The 20,772-nt window shown below is 70.6% G+C and carries 18 protein-coding genes, 3 tRNA genes and 1 pseudogene; 8 read left to right on the top strand and 14 right to left on the bottom strand.

Annotated features, from left to right (window positions below; translation table 11 throughout):
- Positions 1-176 precede the first annotated feature (176 nt).
- Together bldC and QCN29_RS31585 are read right to left on the bottom strand one after the other, a co-directional pair.
- A complete protein-coding gene (gene bldC, locus QCN29_RS31590) occupies positions 177-383 on the bottom strand; it encodes a developmental transcriptional regulator BldC (RefSeq protein ID WP_003949541.1) in 207 nt (68 codons plus the stop codon).
- A 538-nt stretch (positions 384-921) separates the two neighbouring features.
- On the bottom strand, positions 922-1,779 hold the full coding sequence (locus QCN29_RS31585; protein WP_279932455.1) for a hypothetical protein: 858 nt from the start codon (positions 1,777-1,779) through the stop codon (positions 922-924).
- A gap of 154 nt (positions 1,780-1,933) precedes the next feature.
- Between QCN29_RS31585 and QCN29_RS31580 the strand changes: the two genes are divergently transcribed.
- Both QCN29_RS31580 and QCN29_RS31575 read left to right on the top strand, forming a co-directional pair.
- Positions 1,934-3,028 carry a Leu/Phe/Val dehydrogenase gene (locus QCN29_RS31580; protein ID WP_279932454.1) on the top strand — a complete coding sequence of 365 codons (1,095 nt, stop codon included), beginning with the start codon at positions 1,934-1,936 and terminating at the stop codon, positions 3,026-3,028.
- Between the two features lie 412 nt (positions 3,029-3,440).
- Positions 3,441-3,695 carry a DUF3073 domain-containing protein gene (locus QCN29_RS31575; RefSeq protein ID WP_240138451.1) on the top strand — a complete coding sequence of 85 codons (255 nt, stop codon included), beginning with the start codon at positions 3,441-3,443 and terminating at the stop codon, positions 3,693-3,695.
- Between the two features lie 68 nt (positions 3,696-3,763).
- Here the strand turns inward: QCN29_RS31575 and purM are convergent, their stop codons facing one another.
- The 4 genes from purM to QCN29_RS31555 form a co-directional block, all read right to left on the bottom strand.
- On the bottom strand, positions 3,764-4,843 hold the full coding sequence (purM, locus tag QCN29_RS31570) for a phosphoribosylformylglycinamidine cyclo-ligase (protein ID WP_279932452.1): 1,080 nt from the start codon (positions 4,841-4,843) through the stop codon (positions 3,764-3,766).
- A 92-nt stretch (positions 4,844-4,935) separates the two neighbouring features.
- Positions 4,936-6,453 (bottom strand): amidophosphoribosyltransferase, encoded by a 1,518-nt coding sequence (gene purF / locus QCN29_RS31565; RefSeq protein WP_279932451.1) that lies wholly within the window; start codon positions 6,451-6,453, stop codon positions 4,936-4,938.
- Positions 6,454-6,606: 153 nt separating this feature from the next.
- Positions 6,607-7,434 (bottom strand): META domain-containing protein, encoded by an 828-nt coding sequence (locus tag QCN29_RS31560; RefSeq protein ID WP_279932450.1) that lies wholly within the window; start codon positions 7,432-7,434, stop codon positions 6,607-6,609.
- Positions 7,435-7,527: 93 nt separating this feature from the next.
- Positions 7,528-8,328 (bottom strand): maleylpyruvate isomerase family mycothiol-dependent enzyme, encoded by an 801-nt coding sequence (locus tag QCN29_RS31555; RefSeq protein WP_279932449.1) that lies wholly within the window; start codon positions 8,326-8,328, stop codon positions 7,528-7,530.
- Positions 8,329-8,479: 151 nt separating this feature from the next.
- Between QCN29_RS31555 and QCN29_RS31550 the strand changes: the two genes are divergently transcribed.
- Positions 8,480-8,884 carry a nuclear transport factor 2 family protein gene (locus tag QCN29_RS31550; protein ID WP_279932448.1) on the top strand — a complete coding sequence of 135 codons (405 nt, stop codon included), beginning with the start codon at positions 8,480-8,482 and terminating at the stop codon, positions 8,882-8,884.
- Between the two features lie 215 nt (positions 8,885-9,099).
- On the opposite strand, the gene purL is transcribed toward QCN29_RS31550, so the two are convergent.
- From purL to purS, 3 genes are all read right to left on the bottom strand, one after another.
- Complete coding sequence (purL, locus tag QCN29_RS31545; RefSeq protein ID WP_279932447.1) at positions 9,100-11,349, bottom strand: phosphoribosylformylglycinamidine synthase subunit PurL; 2,250 nt, start codon at positions 11,347-11,349, stop codon at positions 9,100-9,102.
- 85 nt (positions 11,350-11,434) lie between these two features.
- Complete coding sequence (purQ, locus tag QCN29_RS31540; RefSeq protein ID WP_240138465.1) at positions 11,435-12,109, bottom strand: phosphoribosylformylglycinamidine synthase subunit PurQ; 675 nt, start codon at positions 12,107-12,109, stop codon at positions 11,435-11,437.
- A 56-nt stretch (positions 12,110-12,165) separates the two neighbouring features.
- A complete protein-coding gene (gene purS, locus QCN29_RS31535) occupies positions 12,166-12,432 on the bottom strand; it encodes a phosphoribosylformylglycinamidine synthase subunit PurS (protein WP_240138458.1) in 267 nt (88 codons plus the stop codon).
- A gap of 300 nt (positions 12,433-12,732) precedes the next feature.
- On the opposite strand from purS, the gene QCN29_RS31530 reads away from it, so the two are divergent.
- The 5 genes from QCN29_RS31530 to QCN29_RS31510 all read left to right on the top strand — a co-directional run bounded on the left by QCN29_RS31530 (position 12,733) and on the right by QCN29_RS31510 (position 14,032).
- Positions 12,733-13,068, top strand: a complete 336-nt coding sequence (locus tag QCN29_RS31530; RefSeq protein ID WP_318036755.1) for a histone-like nucleoid-structuring protein Lsr2 — start codon at positions 12,733-12,735, stop codon at positions 13,066-13,068.
- Positions 13,069-13,190: 122 nt separating this feature from the next.
- Positions 13,191-13,262 (top strand) — tRNA-Gly (locus QCN29_RS31525).
- 88 nt (positions 13,263-13,350) lie between these two features.
- A tRNA-Gly gene (locus tag QCN29_RS31520) sits at positions 13,351-13,423 on the top strand.
- Positions 13,424-13,640: 217 nt separating this feature from the next.
- Positions 13,641-13,937 carry a hypothetical protein gene (locus QCN29_RS31515; protein ID WP_279932446.1) on the top strand — a complete coding sequence of 99 codons (297 nt, stop codon included), beginning with the start codon at positions 13,641-13,643 and terminating at the stop codon, positions 13,935-13,937.
- Positions 13,938-13,959: 22 nt separating this feature from the next.
- Positions 13,960-14,032 (top strand) — tRNA-Gly (locus tag QCN29_RS31510).
- Positions 14,033-14,090: 58 nt separating this feature from the next.
- Here QCN29_RS31510 and QCN29_RS31505 read toward each other — a convergent pair.
- From QCN29_RS31505 to QCN29_RS31485, 5 genes and pseudogenes are all read right to left on the bottom strand, one after another.
- Positions 14,091-14,993 carry a phosphoribosylaminoimidazolesuccinocarboxamide synthase gene (locus QCN29_RS31505; RefSeq protein ID WP_279932445.1) on the bottom strand — a complete coding sequence of 301 codons (903 nt, stop codon included), beginning with the start codon at positions 14,991-14,993 and terminating at the stop codon, positions 14,091-14,093.
- Positions 14,994-15,170: 177 nt separating this feature from the next.
- Positions 15,171-16,631 carry a N,N-dimethylformamidase beta subunit family domain-containing protein gene (locus QCN29_RS31500; RefSeq protein WP_279932444.1) on the bottom strand — a complete coding sequence of 487 codons (1,461 nt, stop codon included), beginning with the start codon at positions 16,629-16,631 and terminating at the stop codon, positions 15,171-15,173.
- A 255-nt stretch (positions 16,632-16,886) separates the two neighbouring features.
- Complete coding sequence (locus tag QCN29_RS31495; protein WP_279932443.1) at positions 16,887-18,962, bottom strand: M48 family metalloprotease; 2,076 nt, start codon at positions 18,960-18,962, stop codon at positions 16,887-16,889.
- Between the two features lie 211 nt (positions 18,963-19,173).
- Positions 19,174-20,466, bottom strand: a complete 1,293-nt coding sequence (gene purD, locus QCN29_RS31490; protein WP_279932442.1) for a phosphoribosylamine--glycine ligase — start codon at positions 20,464-20,466, stop codon at positions 19,174-19,176.
- Positions 20,467-20,526: 60 nt separating this feature from the next.
- Positions 20,527-20,772, bottom strand: a pseudogene (locus QCN29_RS31485) (DNA polymerase III subunit gamma and tau); the annotation flags it as partial.

Genomic DNA, 20,772 nt, shown 5'->3' with positions numbered 1-20,772 from the left:
ACACGCATATGGACATACCTCCCGGCATGCTTCCGGGCATACAAAGATCGCGCTGGACCCGGCGGAGTCCAGCGCGATCGACGACGATTGTCTGTTGGGGCAGACGCCCGTCATGTGGAGCTATGGGGTGGGCTTTCCCGGGTTGGGGGTCCGGAACGCCCGGTTGGCAGGGTGTGTCAGGCCTCGCTGCGCTGCTGCGGAATGCCCGCCAGCAGTGCGCGGACCTCTGCCTCGCGGTACCGACGGTGTCCACCCAGCGTGCGGATGGACGTGAGCTTGCCTGCCTTGGCCCAACGGGTCACCGTCTTCGGGTCCACGCGGAACATCGTGGCGACCTCAGCCGGGGTCAGCAGCGGCTCGGCGTCAGGGGTGCGAGCGGTCATGAGCGGCCTCCTCGGGAGAACCGAACCTTCTCGGTTCTTTCCTCTAAATTCTGCACCTTGACCCGCGTTGCCCGAAATGGCGGACGCGGGCCGAGTCGGTTATAGGACGAACGGCTTGTCCTCGGCACTACAACTACACCATCTGTCCAGCCACGTCGGCCAAACCGATGGAATTGCCCTCTCAGGTGTCCATCAGCGGCGGAAGGCCGATGGACCATGCCATAACGGACAGTCACGTCACAGTGACGATCAGTCACAGAGCGATCAGGAGTCGTCAGACCCCCCATTGAGTGCAATGCTGAGTATTCCGCCCTTACTTGGACGGAAGGAACCCTCCCCGGACTCCTTGTCCTATTTTGACACGAGGTTGGATGATGGGCGCAAGAGCCCAGATAGTGCAGTCCATCACGCTTGAGACAAAGGCCCGTATCGGGACCTACGTCCTGGACAGAGAGCCTCTCCGGAGTCCCATAAGCCTCAATGAGTCCAGCCGTCCCCACAAGCCCCAGCGACAACAAAGGCCGAATGAGTCAGACGCTCAATTGGCGAACTGAAGGTCCCTGACCGCGCGCCAACGCTCTGTCAGCCGGGCGTACGCCGTGCCCGCGCCCTCGCCGTCCCCGGCCCGCAGCGCCGCGATGCCCTCGGCCACATCCGCCGCCGAGCGGTCCTCGGCGAGCCGGGAGGCGGGCACGGCGTGCACCAGACCGCCGTAGTCCAGCTCGACCAGCGACTTCGGATGGAATTCCTCCAGCCAGCGGCCGACGTCCACGAGCGCCTCCGTCAGCGGCCCCTCGTCGATCGTCTCCCGCAGCGTCTTCAGCGCCCGCGCCACCCGCCGTCTGGCCTGAACCATGGGGGTCCGGTAGCGCAGCACCGGCACCGGCCCGGCGGCGCCGGCCTTGGAGCCCTCGGGGTCATACTCCCGCTCCTCGTCCGCGAAGAGCGTGAACCAGCCCACCGGCACCTGCCACACCGACGTCCTGATCCAGGGCCGGGCGTCCGGATTGCGCTCCCGCCAGCGCTCGAAATCCGCCGCCGCCTGCCCGCGCACCACCGGCGGCAGCGCCGCGTCCAGCAGCGGCGCCGGAAACCGGGAGGAAAGCTCCTCCAGCGCCAGCCAGCCGCGCAGCCGGGTCCGCCAGGGGCAGACGCACACCACCCCGTCGATCTCCGCGACGAACGCGTCGCCGCTCTCGTGGACCGGCACCGCGACGGGCGGCACCGGCAGCAAGTCGGCGAGCGAGCGTCTCAGTTCGTCCTGGGCGCTCGGCGTGGCGTCGCGCCGGGCATATGCGGCCCAGTGGCTGCGCTCCGGCTCCGGAAAGGCCGCCAGCGGCTCGTAGACCCGCAGATAGGCCGCGTAGGGAACGAGGACCGAGGACAGCGCTGGCATACTCCGATCCTTCCACGGCAGTACTCCGGGAGAGGGTGATCCTGAGCACTGGGTCCCAGCTACGCGCGCGTAGGACTTACCCTCATCCCCAACTGCGCCTTCCCCACCCACAGGAAGGCCTTCATCCGCCGCTTCGTACTTGGGAGTCACCACCGTGACCGATGTGACCGACGGCGTCCTGCACACCCTGTTCCGATCGGAACAGGGCGGCCACGAGCAAGTCGTGCTGTGCCAGGACCGCACTTCCGGCCTCAAGGCCGTCATCGCCGTCCACTCCACCGCCCTGGGCCCGGCCCTCGGCGGCACCCGCTTCTACCCGTACGCCTCCGAGGAGGAGGCCGTCGCGGACGCCCTGAACCTCTCCCGGGGCATGTCGTACAAGAACGCCCTGGCCGGACTGGACCACGGCGGCGGCAAGGCCGTGATCATCGGCGACCCGGAGAAGATCAAGACCGAGCAGCTGCTGCTCGCCTACGGCCGCTTCGTGGACTCCCTGGGCGGCCGCTACGTCACCGCCTGCGACGTCGGCACCTATGTCGCGGACATGGACGTCGTCACCCGCGAGAGCCGCTGGGTGACCGGCCGCTCCCCGGAGAACGGCGGCGCCGGAGACTCGTCGGTCCTCACCGCGTACGGCGTCTTCCAGGGCATGCGCGCCAGCGCCCAGCACCTGTGGGGCGCACCGACGCTCAGCGGGCGCAGGGTCGGCGTCGCCGGCGTCGGCAAGGTCGGCCACCACCTGGTGGACCATCTGGTGGCGGACGGCGCGACGGTCGTGATCACCGATGTGCGCGAGGAGTCGGTCCGCCGCATCCTCGACCGGCACCCGCAGGTGGTGGCGGTGGCCGACAGCGACGCGCTGATCCGCACCGAGGGTCTGGACGTATACGCGCCGTGCGCCCTCGGCGGGGGGCTGAACGACCAGACGGTCCCGGCGCTGACGGCGTCGGTCGTCTGCGGCGCGGCCAACAACCAGCTCGCGCACCCGGGTGTGGAGAAGGACCTCGAGGAGCGCGGCATCCTGTACGCCCCGGACTATGTGGTCAACTCCGGCGGCGTGATCCAGGTCGCCGACGAACTGCACGGCTTTGACTTCGACCGCTGCAAGGCGAAGGCATCGAAGATCTTCGACACCACGTTGGCAATATTCGCACATGCGAAGGAAGACGGGGTTCCGCCGGCCGCGGCGGCGGACCGGCTGGCCGAGCAGCGGATGGCCGAGGCCCGCGGCGGCCGCCGGGGCGCATAGCCGCAGCGACGCTCCCCCGCCGAAGCCCGGGGGAGCGTCGACGCACGCTTCCCGCCACCCGGGTGCTCCCGGGGCGCCCCCGGGTGAAGTCTGACGAATGAGTCCCGGGAAGGGCCCGAGCCGCAGAAACACCGCGGGTTGCCCGCCGACCGTGGGAAAACATGGGAGAGAAGACTCACGCCGGTCGGCGGGTCGACCGCCGGGAAGACGTTAAAATCGCTGTTGACCAGCGAGGACAACGCGCCTCGCGGGCCCTGCGAGCAGGCGCGTCATGCGGGCGGCGTACCGTATGGGCGCGGAAGCAGGTACCGTTGAAGCTCACGGACCGGTCTCTTCGCGGAGAGACCGCTCTGAACCATGAACGCGTCAAGACTCTGGGGCCGTCGAGCCCCGTCACCGAGGGGGTCGAGCCATGGGGCGCGGCCGGGCCAAGGCCAAGCAGACGAAGGTCGCCCGCCAGCTGAAGTACAACAGCGGCGGGACAGACCTGTCGCGTCTGGCCGACGAGCTGGGCGCCACGGGTCCGCATTCGAACCAGCCGGCGAACGGTGAGCCGTTCGAGGACGAGGACGACGACCCGTACGCCCGCTACGCGGATCTGTACAACACCGACGACGAGGACGAGGACGAGGAGTCCGGTCCGTCGTCGCAGCGTCGCGGCGCTTGACGTCTGTCATCTGACACGTTCTGCACGCTTCCAACCCGGTCCGGGACCCGGACCGGGTTGAGTGCTGTTCAGCTCGCGTAGTCGCCGACCAGCGTCGCGCCCGTCGTGTGCTCGCCACGCTCAGTGATCTCACCCGCGACCCAGGCCCCGACGCCGCGGTCCGCGAGAACGCTGAGCGCCACGTCGACCGACTCCGGCGGGACGACGGCCATCATGCCCACGCCCATGTTCAGCGTCTTCTCCAGCTCCAGGCGCTCGACCTGTCCCGCCGTGCCGACCAGGTCGAAGACCGCTCCGGGGGTCCACGTGGAGCGGTCGACCACGGCGTGCAGGGCGTCCGGGATCACCCGGGCCAGGTTGGCCGCCAGCCCGCCGCCGGTGATGTGGCTGAAGGCGTGCACCTCCGCGGCCCGCGTCAGGGCCAGGCAGTCCAGTGAGTAGATCTTGGTCGGCTCCAGCAGCTCCTCGCCGAGGGTCCTGCCGAACTCCGGAACCTGCTGCTCCAGGGTCATGCCCGCACGGTCGAAGACAACATGGCGCACCAGCGAGTACCCGTTGGAGTGAAGGCCGGAGGAGGCCATCGCGATGACCGCGTCACCCGAGCGGATGCGCTCCGCGCCGAGGACCCGGTCGGCCTCCACAACGCCCGTCCCGGCGCCCGCGACATCGAAGTCGTCCGGGCCCAGCAGGCCCGGATGCTCGGCGGTCTCGCCGCCGACCAGGGCGCAGCCGGCCAGCACACAGCCTTCCGCGATGCCCTTCACAATGGCGGCGACCCGCTCGGGGTGCACCTTGCCGACGCAGATGTAGTCGGTCATGAACAGCGGCTCCGCACCGCACACGACGATGTCGTCCATGACCATCGCGACGAGGTCGTGGCCGATCGTGTCGTACACGCCCAGGCGGCGGGCGAGGTCGACCTTGGTGCCGACGCCGTCGGTGGCGGAGGCGAGCAGCGGACGCTCGTAGCGCTTGAGGGCGGAGGCGTCGAAGAGTCCGGCGAAGCCGCCGAGGCCGCCGAGGACCTCGGGGCGGCGGGTCTTCCTCACCCACTCCTTCATCAGTTCGACGGCGCGGTCGCCTGCCTCGATGTCGACGCCCGCGCTTGCGTAGCTGGCACCGCCCTCGGCAGTAGGGGTCTCAGACATGGCTGGGAGCTTTCGTGTCGTTGCCGTCCGTACGGGCCGTGCGCGGTGCACGGGCCGTACGGGGGAGCATGCGGAGCATTGCGGGCTGCGGCCTACGGGCGGCGGAGCGCGTCGGCCGCGTCCGCGCCGCCCGCCAGCTCGGTCTCCAGGAGCTGCTTGCCGAGCAGCTCGGGATCGGGCAGGTCCATCGGGTACTCGCCGTCGAAGCAGGCGCGGCACAGGTTGGGCTTGGCGATGGTGGTCGCCTCGATCATGCCGTCGATGGAGATGTACGCGAGAGAGTCCGCGCCCATCGAGGTGCCGATCTCCTCGATCGTCATGCCGTTGGCGATCAGCTCCGCGCGGGTGGCGAAGTCGATCCCGAAGAAGCAGGGCCACTTCACCGGCGGGGACGAGATCCTCACATGGACCTCGGCTGCGCCGGCCTCACGGAGCATCTTGACCAGGGCGCGCTGGGTGTTGCCGCGGACGATCGAGTCGTCGACGACCACCAGGCGCTTGCCCCTGATGACTTCCTTGAGGGGGTTGAGCTTCAGCCGGATGCCGAGCTGCCGGATTGTCTGGGACGGTTGGATGAAGGTGCGGCCCACATAGGCGTTCTTCACCAGCCCGGAGCCGTAGGGGATGCCGCTGGCCTCCGCGTAGCCGATGGCGGCGGGGGTGCCCGACTCCGGCGTCGCTATCACCAGGTCGGCGTCGGCCGGGGCCTCCTTGGCGAGCCTGCGGCCCATCTCGACGCGGGAGAGGTAGACGTTCCGCCCGGCGATGTCGGTGTCGGGGCGGGCGAGATAGACATACTCGAAGACACAGCCCTTGGGCTTCGCTTCAGCGAATCGCGAAGTGCGGAGACCGTTCTCGTCGATGGCGATCATCTCGCCGGGCTCGATCTCGCGAACGAAGCTCGCACCGCAGATGTCCAGGGCGGCGCTCTCGCTGGCGACGACCCAGCCGCGGTCCAGGCGGCCGAGGACGAGGGGCCGGATGCCCTGCGGGTCGCGCGCGGCGTAGAGGGTGCCCTCGTCCATGAAGACCAGGGAGAACGCGCCCTTGACGTCCGGCAGGACCTTGGCGGCCGCTTCCTCCACGGTCAGCGGCTTGCCGTCGTCGTCGGTCTGGCCCGCGAGCAGCGCGGTGATCAGATCCGTGTCGTTGGTGGCGGCGACCTGGGTGGCGCGGCCGTTCTCCTTGGGGAGGGCGGCGACCATCTCGGCCAGCTCGGCCGTGTTGACCAGATTGCCGTTGTGGCCCAGGGCGATCGAGCCGTGAGCGGTTGCCCGGAAGGTGGGCTGGGCGTTCTCCCAGACGGAGGCGCCGGTGGTCGAGTAGCGGGCGTGTCCGACCGCGATATGGCCCTGGAGGGAGCCGAGCGAGGTCTCGTCGAAGACCTGGGAGACCAGGCCCATGTCCTTGAAGACGAGGATCTGGGAGCCGTTGCTCACCGCGATTCCCGCGGATTCCTGGCCCCGATGCTGGAGGGCGTACAGCCCGAAGTACGTGAGCTTGGCGACCTCTTCCCCGGGGGCCCAGACACCGTAGACGCCGCAGGCGTCCTGGGGGCCCTTCTCTCCGGGGAGCAGGTCGTGGTTGAGTCGTCCGTCACCACGTGGCACGCCACCGAGTGTAGGCGAGATCGACCACTGGTCCGAATTGGGGACCGGTGCCAAGCGTCACACCTGTCGGGTAGCCCCGCCGCCGGGAGACGTCGGAGCTCGTCGGAACTCGCCGGAATTCGACGGAGCACGTCGGTGTTCTGCTGGGCTTTGTCAGGATTTCGGTGCGGTGGCCGTCAGCCCCCGGCCGTTCTCAGCGGTCAGCGTCAGGGCGCGCTGCTCGATCTCGTACGTCACCGAGTCCTGCTCCAGCACCCTCAGCACCGCGGTCTCCAGCTCCGCCTCGGGCCCCTCGCAGAGCTTCCGGGTGGTGGCCAGCTTGCTGAGAGTGATCGTGGACTGCGCCGCGTCGACGTCGGCGGCCACGCTGAAGGTGTTGCAGCCGAGGCTGCCGCGCATGGTGCCCTCGTCGTCCAGCGTCAGATGCGCCTTCTGCTCGGCGCCGGCGGGCGCCGAGGACACGGTCTCGCCGGAGACGAGGGAGGTCACCGTCCACTTGGTTCCGGTCAGCGGGGCGTCGGGCACGGCCGGGTCGGAGGTCAGTGCGATGGTGTCGCCCTGCCGGGTGGTGAGGGTGAGCCTGCCGTCGTCGACCGCCGCCGTGAGCGTGCCAGAGAAGGCCTTGCGCAGCAGCTCCTCGAACTGCATCACCGGCTTCTCGCAGCCGATCTCCGTCATCGTTCCCTGGCCGACCGTGACGGTGTCGCCCTCGACGGTGGCATCGGCCCCGAAGCGGTTGCAGCCATAGCTTCCCTCGGCGCGGCCCTCGTCGGTGAGGGTGATGTGCGCATCGGTCGGGTTCGCGGTCTTCTCGCCCTCCACGGTCACACTCTCGACGGACCAGCGGATGCCGGTGAGGGCGGGGTCCTCGGCCACCGAACTGCCGCCCGGGCCCGACCCGGCGTCGGTTCCGCAGGCGGTAAGAGCGGCAGAGAGAACGGCGGCCAGCACGGCCGCGGGAAGGCTCAGCTGCTTTCGCATGCCGATGGGACGGGAGGGACGGGCCCGCGGTTCCGCTTCCCCCCTCCCCTTCCCCCGCCGTTCCCTCTCCCTTCCTCTCTTTGCGCCGCCGCGTCAGCTGACGACGGGCAGCAGGGCCGACAGATCGGCGCGCTCCCCGCTCGCGCTGACCTTCGCAGCGTCCAGCGCCCGGCTCCACTCCATGCGTCCGGTGGCCAGCCGGACCCAGGTCAGCGGGTCGGTCTCGACGACGTTGGGCGGAGTGCCGCGGGTGTGCCGCGGGCCCTCCACGCACTGGACCACGGCGAACGGCGGCACCCGCACCTCCGTCGACGCTCCCGGGGCCTTCACCGCGAGGACGTCCGCAAGCAGCCGGGTGCAGGCGGCCAGCGCCTGCCGGTCGTACGGGATGTCGACGCCGGTCGCGTCGGCGAGGTCGTCGGTGTGAACGATCAGCTCGACCGTACGCGTCACCAGGAACTCGTCCAGTCGCATCGCCCCGAACCGCATCGGGACCAGCCGGTCGTCCGGCGCGAGCGGCACCAGCTCACGGGCGCGTGCGGCGGCCCGGGCGAACAGCTCGGCGGGCTCGGCCTCCACCGCGAGCTCCCGGGTGTCCTCGTCGACCCGCCCCGCGGCCGTGCCGGTGCGCAACGCCCAGTCCGCCATCGCCACTTCCGGCACGAGCTGGGACTGCGAGGCCGACTGTTCCAGACCGCGGACCAGCGATCGCACCCCGAGGGCGAGATGCGCTGCCAGCTCACGCACCGTCCAGTCGCCGAGGCGGGTCGGCAGGGCGAGCTGCTCGGGGGTGAGGGCGTCGATCGCCTTTCCCACGTGCTCGATCTGCGCGAGGACCGCGGCGCGGGTCTTGGCGGGGTCATAGCGGCGGGTGAGCTTCTTGGCCGGAGGCATGGGCCCGAGATTAACGCCCCCCGGGCCGGTGAACGGCCTCGTGTGGCGGGACGCCTTGGCCGGGCGGACGATGAAAGGGGAACGGGACGTCAAAGACGTCAAAGGGGACGCAGAGGATTCACGGCGCTAGCGATGAAAGGTGTGAGCGACCATGGGTGAGCACCCGGATGTGGCTCTGGTGCGCCGGGGCTATGACGCTTTCAGCAGGGGGGACATGGAGACGCTCGCCTCGTTGATGACGGGGGACGTCGCCCATCACGTGCCCGGAAGCAGCCAGATGTCCGGACACTTCAAGGGCCGGGACAACGTCCTGGCGATGTACGCCAAGCTCTCCGAGCTGACTGGTGGAACCTTCCGGGTCGAGCTGCACGATGTCTTCACGGACGGCCGCGGGCACGCGATGTCCGTCCACACATGGCGGGCGGACCGCGGCGACCGCGGCATCGAGATGCGCGGCGGGCTGTTCTTCACGATCGTCGGCAACAAGATCTCGGATCTCGACGAGTGCGTGGCGGACATCCAGGAGGCGGACGCCTTCTACGGGCCGGCCGAGTAGGCCCGAGGGACAGTCCCGGGACCGAGTCAGACCCCCTGCCCTGCTCACTCCCCTTGGAGCAGGGCAGGCCCGCTCTCCACGGTGAACGTCTCGCGATTGCCCGGCACACCGAGCCCGCGCCACAGGAAGGGGACGCCGCTCGCAGCCTCCGGGTCAGGCCCGAAGACGGGCCCCCGCCCGCGTGGACGCGGACAGGGGCCCCGTACGACGGACGCTCAGGCCAGCAGACCCGGAATCGCCTCCTCGTGCGCGGTGCGCAGCTCGGCCAGCGGGATGCGGAACTCGCCCTGCACCTCCACCTCTTCGCCGTCCACGACCCCGATGCGCGTCGCGGGCAGGCCGCGCGCGCCGCACATGTCGGTGAAGCGGAGCTCCTCGCTGCGCGGCACGGCGACGACCGCACGGCCCGCCGACTCGCTGAACAGGAAGGTGAACGCGGACAGACCGTCCGGGACGACCAGCCGCGCGCCGGCGCCGCCGCGCAGGCACGACTCGACGACCGCCTGGACGAGACCGCCGTCGGAGAGGTCGTGCGCCGCGTCGATCATGCCGTCGCGGGAGGCCGAGATCAGGATCTCGGCGAGCAGCTTCTCCCGGTCCAGGTCGACGGCCGGAGGCAGTCCGCCCAGATGGCCGTGGACGACGTCGGACCAGGCCGAGCCGCCGAACTCCTCCTTGGTGTCACCGAGGAGGTAGAGCAGCTGGCCCGCCTCGGCGAAGGCGATCGGCGTGCGGCGCGTGACGTCGTCGATCACACCGAGAACCGCGACTACGGGCGTCGGATGGATCGCCGTCTCGCCGGTCTGGTTGTAGAGCGAGACATTGCCGCCGGTGACGGGCGTGCCCAGCTCCAGGCAGCCGTCCGCGAGCCCGCGCGTGGCCTCGGCGAACTGCCACATCACACCCGGGTCCTCAGGCGAACCGAAGTTCAGACAGTCCGAGATCGCCAGCGGCTTCGCGCCGGAGGCGGCGACATTGCGGTAGGCCTCCGCCAGCGCGAGCTGCGCTCCGGTGTACGGGTCGAGCTTGGCGTACCGGCCGTTGCCGTCGGTCGCCATGGCCACGCCGAGGTTGCTCTCCTCGTCGATGCGGACCATGCCCGCGTCCTCGGGCTGTGCGAGCACCGTGTTGCCCTGCACGAAGCGGTCGTACTGGTCGGTGATCCAGGCCTTGGACGCCTGGTTCGGCGAGCCGACGACCTTGAGCACCTGGGCGCGCAGCTCGTCGGCGCTCTTCGGACGGGGCAGCCTGGCCGCGTCGTCCGCCTGCAGGGCGTCCTGCCAATCGGGGCGGGCGTAGGGGCGCTGGTAGACCGGGCCCTCATGGGCGACCGTCCGCGGCGGCACATCCACGATCTGCTCGCCGTGCCAGAAGATCTCCAGCCGCTCGCCCTCGGTCACCTCTCCGATGACGGTGGCGATGACGTCCCACTTCTCACAGATCGCCATGAAGCGGTCGACGTGCTGCGGCTCGACGATCGCGCACATGCGCTCCTGCGACTCGCTCATGAGGATCTCCTCGGGCGAGAGGGTCGCATCGCGCAGCGGCACGGTGTCCAGCTCGACCCGCATGCCGCCGGAGCCGGCCGAGGCCAGTTCGCTGGTGGCGCAGGACAGGCCGGCGCCGCCGAGGTCCTGGATGCCCGCGACCAGGTTCTCCTTGAAGATCTCGAGCGTGCACTCGATGAGGAGCTTCTCCTGGAACGGGTCGCCGACCTGGACCGCGGGCCGCTTGGCCGGACCAGTGCTCTCAAAGGTCTCGGAGGCGAGGACCGAGACGCCGCCGATGCCGTCGCCGCCGGTGCGGGCGCCGTAGAGGATCACCTTGTTGCCGGGGCCCGACGCCTTGGCGAGATGGATGTCCTCGTGCTTCATCACGCCGATGCACCCGGCGTTGACCAGCGGGTTGCCCTGGTAGCAGGGGTCGAAGACGACCTCGCCGCCGATGTTGGGCAGGCCCAGGCAGTTGCCGTAGCCGCCGATGCCCGCGACCACGCCCGGGAGCACCCGCTTGGTGTCCGGGTGGTCGGCAGCGCCGAAGCGCAGCGGGTCGACGACGGCGACCGGACGCGCGCCCATGGCGAGGATGTCGCGGACGATGCCGCCGACGCCGGTGGCCGCGCCCTGGTAGGGCTCGATATACGAGGGGTGGTTGTGCGACTCGACCTTGAAGGTGACCGCGTACCCCTGGCCGACGTCCACGACGCCCGCGTTCTCGCCGATGCCGACGAGCAGTGCGTCGGACTCGGGGGCCTTCTCACCGAACTGCTTGAGATGGACCTTGCTGCTCTTGTACGAGCAGTGCTCGGACCACATGACGGAGTACATGGCGAGTTCGGCGCCGGTCGGACGGCGGTCGAGGATCTCGCGGATACGCTCGTACTCGTCCTTCTTCAGGCCGAGTTCGGCCCACGGCTGCTCGGCGTCCGGGGTCTCGGTCGCGTGCTTGACAGTGTCGAGGGTCACGCTCGGTCGCTCCTTCGCGCGTGGTGGTGCTGAGATCGCGAGTCGGGACGCTCGGTCGCTCCCTCGGCTGTTCCGGCGTCAAGAGTCATGCGTTGACCAGCTTCTTCAGGATCGAGGTGAAGAATCCGAGGCCGTCGGTGCGGCCTGTGCCGACGAGGGGTTCGACGGCGTGCTCGGGGTGCGGCATCAGGCCGACGACATTGCCCGCCTCATTGGTGATGCCTGCGATGTCCCGCAGCGAGCCGTTCGGGTTCATGTCCAGATAGCGGAAGACGACGCGGCCCTCCGCCTCCAGCTCGTCCAGGGTCCGCTCGTCCGCGACATACCGGCCGTCGATGTTCTTGAGCGGGATGGAGATCTCCTGGCCTGCGGCGTAGTCCGAGGTCCAGGCGGTCTCACTGGTCTCCACCCGCAGCTTCTGGTCGCGGCAGATGAAGTGCAGGTGGTTGTTCCGCAGCATCGCTCCGGGCAGCAGATGCGTCTCGGTGAGCACCTGGAAGCCGTTGCAGATGCCGAGGACCGGCATTCCCGCCCTGGCCTGGTCGATGACCGTCTCCATCAACGGCGAGAAGCGGGAGATGGCCCCGGCGCGCAGATAGTCGCCGTAGGAGAACCCGCCGGGCAGCACGACGGCGTCGACCTGCTTGAGGTCCTTGTCGCGGTGCCACAGCGGCACGGGCTCGGCGCCCGCGATCCGCACGGCACGCAGCGTGTCCCGGTCATCCAGCGTGCCGGGGAACGTGACGACCCCGACGCGGATGTTGCCGCGGCCCGAGGGGCCTTGGTCCGGGGTGGTGGCGGGTGACGGGCGGGCGGTCACGACTCCGCCTTCGCGGGATCGGACTCGACCTTGACGACGAAGTCCTCGATGACGGTGTTGGCGAGGAACGTTTCGGCCATCTCATGGATGCGGGCGAGGGCGGCCTCGTCGACCGGACCCTCCACCTCCAGCTCGAAGCGCTTTCCCTGACGTACGTCGGCGATCCCTTCGAAGCCGAGACGGGGCAGTGCGCGCTGCACCGCCTGTCCCTGCGGGTCGAGGATCTCCGGCTTGAGCATGACGTCGACTACGACGCGTGCCACTGGCACTCCCGGTGGTGTGTTGCGTGGGCGGTTCCCTCAGCGTACCTGCCCGAGAAATCTACGCGAGTAGATATCCTGGGAAGTCCCAGCGGAAATCCAGGTAAATATCCCAAGGGGCATAGGGGCGGACACGCGCAGGCAATTGGCCGGGCTTCACATTGCGACACCCTTGGCTGTACAAAGGAATACAGAGGAAAGCGGCATCGCCCCCGGCATTGTTGCCGCGACCAGCCGAAAAGCCGGTATCACCGCATGTCAGCAGGTGGACGGCGACGGCGCCGCCAGAAAGGACCGATATCCGTGGTTCAGCGAGTAGTGGTTGTGCTCTCCGATGACATCGACGGCGGAGAAGCGGCGGAAACGGTCTCCTTCGGACTGGACGGGAAGTCGTACGAGATCGACCTCAATCCTGCCAATGCAAAGAAACTGCGCAAGGCCCTGGCGCCCTACGTGTCCGCGGGCCGAAAGCAGTCGAAGGCGTCGAAGCGCGGCAAGCGCCGCACCGACTACCGGCACACCTCCCTCGAGCCGGCGCCGGCGGCGGTCCGGGCCTGGGCGCAGGCCAACAAGATGGACATCCCCGCGCGCGGCCGGATCCCCAAGCACGTCTACGAGGCCTTCCGAGAGGCGAGTTGAGACACCGTCGAGCGCCCCGGGCCGCCCCCCGGGGCACGGAGTTGCACAGCACCCCCATTGATCGGCTAGAGTCTGGAGCACGCCGAGGGGCGAGGCCGAAGGGCCGCAGCCCAGCGCAGCGTGCGGGTGTAGTTCAGTAGCAGAACATCCCCCTTCCAGGGGGAAGGCGCAGTGTGCAATTCCTGTCACCCGCTCTGTCGTCGCTTTACCGGTTTCCGGCCTGTCCGGTGGATCAGGTATAGTGACGGACGCACCGCCCGGTGACAGCCGAGCGGCAGCAATGCGGACGTGGCTCAGTTGGTAGAGCATCACCTTGCCAAGGTGAGGGTCGCGAGTTCGAATCTCGTCGTCCGCTCTCTGAGGCGAAGGCCCCGGTCATCCGACCGGGGCCTTCGCCGTTCTCCAGCGGAGACGTAAACGCACATCGAAGCGGCTGCGGTGTGAGAGTCACCACACCACCGCATACAAGGTCGCCCGCCCCGATCGCCGCTGCATGGCCGTCACCCGTCATGGCCGCCCCGCTCGCCCATATCCGGCACACCCCCGCCGCCCGCGTCCGGGAGCCTCGCCCCGTGACCGGCCTCGCTCAGCGGCTCGACGACGTCCCCTGCGCCATGGCTTGCGGAAACCGCTCTGCGGACCCGGAGTTGGCCTTCGGCACGACCCCCGCGGACGATGCGACGCTCACCGCACGCAAGCCCGAAGTCCTCCGGCGCACAGCCGACGGCGTGGAGATCCCGGAGATCGCCGAGCGGGCCCGTCCGCCCCTGGGCGCCGTACGGAACCACTCCTCCTCCACGGCCTCGAAGCCCGGCGCCGAGAGTCGCCATGCCGCGATGCGTCTCGCTCGGGAGCGAGGTTGGGTATAGTGGTCCCCGCGTTACGGCGCATGCGGACGTGGCTCAGTTGGTAGAGCATCACCTTGCCAAGGTGAGGGTCGCGAGTTCGAATCTCGTCGTCCGCTCGGTGAAAGAAGCCCCCGGCCGACCGGCCGGGGGCTTCTTCGTGCCACCTCGAGGCTGCTACGACCAGGACGTCCCCGTCAGCAGCTCATACGCCTCCAGATACTTGGCCCGGGTCGCCGCCACCACGTCGTCCGGCAGCGCGGGCGGCGGCTGCTCGCTTTTGCGGTCCCAGCCGGAGGCGGGCGAGGTCAGCCAGTCGCGGACGTACTGCTTGTCGTACGACGGCTGGGCACGGCCCGGCGTCCACTGGTCGGCGGGCCAGAAGCGGGACGAGTCCGGAGTGAGCACCTCGTCCCCGACGACCAGCCGGCCGTCCTCGTCGAAGCCGAACTCGAACTTGGTGTCCGCGAGGATGATCCCGCGGTCGCGCGCGATGTCGCGGGCGCGCCCGTACACGGCGAGCGTCAGCTGCCGCAGCTGGGCCGCGGTCTCCGCGCCGACCTGCCGCGCAACTTCCTCATACGAGACGTTCTCGTCGTGGTCGCCCACGGCGGCCTTGGTGGCGGGGGTGAAGATCGGAGCGGGCAGCTCGGAGCCGTCGCTCAGGCCCTCGGGCAGCGCCAGCCCGCAGACCGTGCGGGACTCGCGGTACTCGGCCAGGCCGGAGCCCGTCAGATAGCCGCGCGCCACACACTCCACGGGGACCATGGACAACGAGCGGCACACCAGGGTGCGGCCCTCCCAGTCGGCGGGGGCGCCGGGCGGCAGCTCGGCGGACAGCACATGGTTGGGGACGAGGTCCTCCAGGCGCTCGAACCACCACAGGGACAGCCGGGTCAGCACCCGGCCCTTGTCGGGGATCTCGGTCGGCAGGACCCAGTCGTACGCGGAGATGCGGTCGCTGGCGACCATCACCAGGTCGCCCGCCTCGTTCCGGTAGAGGTCGCGCACCTTGCCGGTGTGCAGATGCACCAGGCCCGGCACCTGCTGCGGCTCGGGCTTTTCGACAAATCCGGACACGGTTCCTCCCCGTGGTTCTGTACGAGTAAGCCGATTGTCCCGTACGCGGTGGTGATCGGCCTGACCAGGGGGCTCGTATCGGGTGACTCGTGCACGGCGCGGGCCGTCCGGCGCCCGGGGAGCGGACCGCCGGGGGAAGCGACCGCCCGGGGAGCGACCGCCCGGGGACGAGCGCGCTCAGTCCCGCTTGCAGATGCGGTCGAGGAGATTGGCCGTCGCCCGCTGGATGCGGCTGTCGACATGGCCGGGCCGGTCCAGCGCGGGCGACCAGGCGAAGGTCCCGGAGGCGAAGACCAGAGCCCCGGAAGGGGCGCGGTAGACGGAGGTCTCCTGATGGCGGACGGCTCCCTCGCCGTCCCGGTAAGGGGAGTGCGCCAGCAGAATCCTGCCTTGGTGCTCGGGCAGCGCAGTACGCGGGAAGTACCGGTCCGCCTCGCCTGCCACCAGGCCCGGAAGCTCGTCCCCGTCGCCCGCCCCGGCGGCCTCCCACAGCCAGTGCTCGGCGTTGCGCACGACCAGCGGGGCGGGCTCGGGCACCCGCCCCGCGTACTGGATGCCCAGCAGTTGCTGCTCGGGGCGGTCGACCTCACGCCAGAGCGCCGGTTTGCCGGGCCCGCGGCGTTTTCGGCAGGTCAGGAGCCGGTCTGGCACCCCGGAGGGGGAGTCGCCCAGTTCGATCTGCCAGTACATCGTGTTCGCGGAGAGGAAGACCAGCGAGGTCCCGCCGTCCCGGGCGGACTCGACCGTGCGGCGCATCGGGACCGACCAGTACTCGTCATGGCCCGGGAAGACCAGTCCGCGGTAGCGCGCGGGGTCGACGCGGCCGGCGTGCAGATCGCGGGCGTCGGCGTAGGCGAGGTCGTAGCCGTAGCGCTCGGCCCAGCGGATGAAGTCGTAGGCGTGGCCCACGTGCAGCGGAAGCCCCGCGCCCGCATAGGGGCGGTCGAAGGAGACGGTGGTGGCCGCGTCCCTCTCGCCGAGCAGCCGCCCCTGCTCGTCCCAGGCGTGGTACAGGCTCGCTCCGGTGCGGCCGTCCTCCGGATAGAGGTTGTACGCCTGCCAGGTGATGTCCGGCAGCAGCAGAAGAAGATCGGCGGGGCGGTCGTCGCGGACCGTGAAAGGGACATGGGAGCGGTAGCCGTCGACGGTGGTGAGCACGGCGACGTACGCCCCCACCGACCAGTACGACGGAATCTGCAGCCGCCAGGAGAGCCACCAGTGGTGGCAGGAGACCGTGCGGTCGGCCGTGAGGGGCGGCGGCTGGACGATGCCGGACAGCCGGGGACTTGTACTGATCTTGGCTGCGCCGTCCCCCGCGTAGTGGCCGATGCGGTAGACGTCCACGAAGAACTGCTGGGGCGGGTCGACCGTGATGTGGAAGTCGAGCGACTGCCCCGGCGCCGCCGCGCCGGTCGAGGTGAAGCCCTTGATCTGGCGGCGCACATCGTCGGCGGGGCGAGGGCCGCCCGTGCCGCCTGCCGCCAGGGCGGGGTCCGCGTACCAGGGGACGACCTGGCCGGTGTCGTCGAAGTAGTGCTCGCTCCCGCGCAGCCAGGGCAGCGGGCCCTGGCCGAAGGGGTCCGTGACGGCATGGGCGAGGGCGCCCGATTCCCATCGCCGGATGTGCTCCGCCCCCATGCTGCGCCCTCCCTCGGCTCCCCCGGGTCAACGACTGTCCCGCGCCGGTTTCCTTCGACGCGATGCCCAGCACATCACAACACGCATGCGACCCATCACCATTTGTTGTGAATAGATACGAACGGAACGAATCATTCCGGCCTATCGAGCAGGCTGACGGTCGGACCGTCAGGCCGACTGCCGGTCACAGGCCTGGCCGGCTCCGGGTCACGGGCCTTGGCCTGCCGCCGGTCATACGAGCGGTCGGACCGTCGGTCACACCAGCCTGACCGGTTTCTCGGGGCGGATGCCCAGGGAGCCCAGCCAGACCCGCAGCGGCTGTGCGTCACCGTCCTCGACCAGGCTGAGAACCGTGCTGCTCAGATCAGCCGTGCGCTCGCCGCCGACAAGGAGGGCCGGGCCGTCCAGCCAGTCCAGCCCAGGGACGGCCCCCGCCGTGTCGACCGCCGCGCAGCAGACCATCGCCGTGACATGGTCGGCCAGCAGCTCTCGCCCGCTGCGGGGCGGCTGGAGCGGGAAGAGCGGCAGCGGCTCCGCGTCCCACAGGGCGAGCGAGTCACCCGCAGAGCCTCCCGCCGGAACGGGGGGGTGAGCCGGGCCGGGCGGCCCGGAAGCGCCCCCGGGGCCGGGCGGCGCTCCGGGCGCGCCCAGAGCCGCGGCCTTTCGCCTGGCGGCCGCGTCACGGGCCGCCTCCTCGCGGGCGACCTCCGCGGTGATCCCGGCCGCGAGCGCCTCACTCCGCTCGCCGGCCCCGTCATACGCCCCGCCATGGGCCCCGTCGCCGGCCCCGTCATGTGCCCCGTCGCCGGCCCCGCCATGGCCTCCCGGGCCGGGTGAGGCGCTGAAGGCTTCGGATGTCTCTCCTGACGGGTCCGCCGTCGACGCCACGCGTGACGCGGCGGCGGTCGCCGCGGAGGCCGACGGCGCCTCCGACGCCTGCTGCGGCGTGGTCGGCGGTGCGGAGAGGTGGCCTATCACCCGTGCGAGCGTCGGCCCCTCGGGTCCGCCCGACCGCGGTACGCCCATCTCGTCGAGCACCCGGTGGAGCCTGGCCGCCTCCGTACGCCATTTGCGGTCCACGACCTCCTCCGGATACTGCTGCCAGTCCACCGGCGACCAGTCAGGCCCGGTCTCGGCCGGCCCGCCGTGGAAGAGCCGGGCTGCGAGCAGTGAAGCGGCCTCGTCGACCGCGCCGGGCTCCTCAAGCAGATCGCACGCGGGCCGTTCGCCCAGCCGGGAGGCGAAGCCCTCGGCGAGCCGGTCACGCCGGGACAGCTCCGTCAGCGCCGACACCACCCCGGCGTCCAGGCGGGAAGGCCAGCGGCCCATCCGCCAGGCGGGCAGCGCGACTCTGGTCAGCAGCCTGTCCCAGCCGGCGTAGGCCAGGCCGACCTGCTCCTGGGCGACGATCCGCAGCCCATAGTCCACAGCCTGTGCACGCTCGGAGGCGGCGGCCGCGACGCCCCGCTCCATCTCAGCGGCGTGCTCCCGGCAGCTGCGGAGCATCACCCGGGCCGTCCAGCCGACGCAGCGGAGCGATATGGCGCGTATCGGCCGCACGAGCCGGTGTCGTATCAGCCGATGTCGTATGAGACGCGGCGGCAGGTCGCCCCGGCCTCCACCCGGCCGACCGAAGCCCTGCTGCCCGGCGGGATCGCCGACGCGGGCCGCGTCGCCCACCGCGGCGTCCAGACCCCGGACGAAGCGGCGGGCCGCGGCTATGTCGGGGTGGGCGGACGGCCCGGTGCCGGCCACGACCGGGGCGAGGACCGCCCTCAGCTCGGCGACCCGCATCCACCACAGGAAGGGCGAGCCGATCACCAGCACCGGGGCCTCACCCGTGCCGCCGCGTCGCCGGCCTCGCATCGCATGGGATGGATGGGAGCGGTCCTCGAGCCAGCTGTCGCAGTCCGGGGTGACCGCCAGGGCTGAGGGCGCGGGCACATCCAGCCGGTCGGCCAGATCCCGCACCAGCCGGTACAGATCGGGCGCGGCCCGCTCCGGCAGGTCGACGGTGGGCGTGAGCGCGGGGGTGGCCCGGGCGATCGCGGCGGCGACCGCCGCCGCGACCAGCAGCACGACTGCCGCGAAGCCGGACACCCCCCAGCGGGCGGCGTCCCAGCCGGGGCCCGTCATATGGCCTGTCGGACCGCCCGCGAGCAGCACGACGGCGGCGGCCGCGGGCAGCAGCGCCACGGCCAGCGCTCTGCTGCGGACCCGCAGCACGGCAAGGGCCCGCGAGCGCGCGCCCTGTGCGCCCACCGACTCGCCGGAGACGAATGCAGAACCCGGATCTGGACCTGAGCCAGAGCCGGAACCGGAAACGGACATGGCCGGACGTCACCCCCTCTGCCCTGCGACGGCTTTGCTCACTCCCCCACTGTGGCACCCGTCACTGACATCGCAATGTCAGTGGGCCAAGTGCCGGAATGCGCCGGAACGCTTGCGCCGCACACTAGTTGGGGCACCGCCGAGCGTCATCCGGATGGCTGAGCACTCACTCGATGGAATGGCTTTGGGCAAAGGTGCTGACGTCGGCCGTTCAGCCCTGAGTGGCGTTCTCAGCGGCCTTGCGTGCGATGTCCGTACGGTGCTGCGAACCGTCCAGCCGGATGCGCGCCACCGCCTGGTAGGCCCGCTCCCTGGCCTGCGCCAGATCCTCGCCGGTCGCCGTGACCGACAGAACCCGGCCGCCCGCGCTCAGGACCTCCCCGCCGGCGTCGCCCCCGCCGCCGGGCCGGCGCTCCGACCGCTTGGTGCCGGCGTGCAGGACGTACGCGTGCGGGACGTCCTTCTCCGCGACCTCGTCCAGTCCCTCGATCGGGTCGCCGGTGCGCGGCGTGCCGGGGTAGTTGTGCGAGGCGATGACCACCGTGACGGCGGCGTCGTCCCGCCAGTTCAGCGGGGGCTCGGCGTCGAGGGTGCCGTTCGCGGCGTTGAGCAGGACGCTGGCCAGCGGGGTCTTCAGCCGGGCCAGGACCACCTGGGTCTCCGGATCGCCGAAGCGGGCGTTGAACTCGATGACGCGTACGCCGCGCGAGGTGATGGCGAGGCCCGCGTACAACAGCCCGGTGAACGGCGTGCCCCGGCGGCGCAGCTCGTCCACGGTGGGCTGGAGGACCGTCTCCATGACGTCGTCGACAAGCGAGGCGTCGGCCCACGGAAGCGGCGAGTAGGCCCCCATGCCACCGGTGTTGGGGCCCTCGTCGCCGTCCAGCGCCCGCTTGAAGTCCTGGGCGGGCTGGAGCGGCAGGACGGTCGTGCCGTCGGTGACGGCGAAGAGGGAGACCTCGGGGCCGTCCAGATACTCCTCGATGACGACCCGGCCACAGGCGAGCGCATGCGCTCGGGCGGCGTCGAGATCGTCGGTGACCACGACGCCCTTGCCTGCGGCGAGGCCGTCGTCCTTGACGACGTACGGAGGGCCGAAGGCGTCGAGGGCCTCGTCGATCTCCTGGGGTGTCGTGCAGACATAGCTCCGCGCCGTGGGCACCCCGGCGGCCGCCATCACCTCCTTGGCGAAGGCCTTGGAGCCCTCGAGCCGAGCCGCCTCCTCGGAGGGGCCGAAGCAGGGGATCCCCGCGGCGCGCACTGCGTCGGCGACGCCGGCGACCAGCGGGGCTTCCGGGCCGATGACGACCAGGTCGGCCTGCAGACGGGTGGCGAGCCCGGCCACGGCCGCGCCGTCCAGCGCATCGACCGTGTGCAGCTCGGCGACCTCGCCGATGCCGGCGTTTCCGGGCGCGCAGTGCAGCGCGGTGACGTCGGGGTCGAGGGAGAGTGAGCGGCACAGGGCGTGTTCGCGGGCGCCGCCGCCGATGACGAGGACCTTCACGCCATGCAGCCTAACCGCCGACGGCCCATGCCTTCGTACGGGACTCCGGCGGCCGGGCCGCTACTCGTTCGTATATTCCTCCACGACCGTCGCGCCGAGCTCCCGGACGATCAGCTCATGGCCGGAGAGCGCGGAGTCGACCAAGTCCGGATCGTCCTCTTCCGGCACGTCGTCCTCAAGGGAGACGGGAGGCGGCGCAGGTGTGTACGGCGCCGGGGCGGGCGTCGGCGCCGCCGCCGGCCGGGCCCCTGCCTGGGAGGCGGGGCGCGGCTCGGGCGCGGCCGGCTGCGGCGAGGGGGGCGTGGC

Source organism: Streptomyces chengmaiensis (genome assembly GCF_029846775.1).
GTDB lineage: Bacteria > Actinomycetota > Actinomycetes > Streptomycetales > Streptomycetaceae > Streptomyces > Streptomyces chengmaiensis.
Note: the sequence above shows the minus strand (reverse complement) of the source record. Positions and strands in the feature narration are given on the sequence as shown.

What these genes read in the sequence shown, in the direction of transcription:
- QCN29_RS31575 (WP_240138451.1), top strand. Translation starts at nt 3,441, where the DNA reads ATGGGGCGCGGCCGGGCCAAGGCCAAGCAGACGAAGGTCGCCCGCCAG.
- QCN29_RS31555 (WP_279932449.1), bottom strand. Translation starts at nt 8,328, where the DNA reads ATGCCTCCGGCCAAGAAGCTCACCCGCCGCTATGACCCCGCCAAGACC.
- QCN29_RS31560 (WP_279932450.1), bottom strand. Translation starts at nt 7,434, where the DNA reads ATGCGAAAGCAGCTGAGCCTTCCCGCGGCCGTGCTGGCCGCCGTTCTC.
- QCN29_RS31585 (WP_279932455.1), bottom strand. Translation starts at nt 1,779, where the DNA reads ATGCCAGCGCTGTCCTCGGTCCTCGTTCCCTACGCGGCCTATCTGCGG.
- purM (WP_279932452.1), bottom strand. Translation starts at nt 4,843, where the DNA reads ATGTCTGAGACCCCTACTGCCGAGGGCGGTGCCAGCTACGCAAGCGCG.
- QCN29_RS31495 (WP_279932443.1), bottom strand. Translation starts at nt 18,962, where the DNA reads ATGTCCGTTTCCGGTTCCGGCTCTGGCTCAGGTCCAGATCCGGGTTCT.
- bldC (WP_003949541.1), bottom strand. Translation starts at nt 383, where the DNA reads ATGACCGCTCGCACCCCTGACGCCGAGCCGCTGCTGACCCCGGCTGAG.
- QCN29_RS31550 (WP_279932448.1), top strand. Translation starts at nt 8,480, where the DNA reads ATGGGTGAGCACCCGGATGTGGCTCTGGTGCGCCGGGGCTATGACGCT.
- QCN29_RS31500 (WP_279932444.1), bottom strand. Translation starts at nt 16,631, where the DNA reads ATGGGGGCGGAGCACATCCGGCGATGGGAATCGGGCGCCCTCGCCCAT.